At 47.5% G+C, this 259-nt stretch carries 1 protein-coding gene; it reads right to left on the bottom strand.

Annotation, left to right across the window (positions count from 1 at the left end; all coding sequences use genetic code 11):
- The coding region (locus Q4528_RS14515) for a cyclase family protein (protein ID WP_303522350.1) at window positions 1-259 on the bottom strand (259 nt) is incomplete at both ends.

Here is a 259-nt window from a genome sequence, read left to right on the forward strand (position 1 = left end):
CGTTTAATGTGATTTGTTCGCCTGGCTCTTTGCCTGTTACATCAATGACGTGACCGGGTCCCATCACTTTCATTAAACTCGATTGATCGATGGGATCGCCATCTTTCTGGAAGTGGAAAGGGGCATCAAGGTGTGTGCCGGTATGTGTGCCGATATTCATTTGGGTCACCTGATATCCGTCTTTGTCATGCTCCGCTACAGGATAGATGTTCGGTTTCGGATCACCTGGGAAAACAGGCGTGTCGTTATTAACTGGAAT

The sequence above is a fragment of the Staphylococcus pasteuri genome, from assembly GCF_030547725.1.
GTDB classification, from domain to species: domain Bacteria; phylum Bacillota; class Bacilli; order Staphylococcales; family Staphylococcaceae; genus Staphylococcus; species Staphylococcus pasteuri.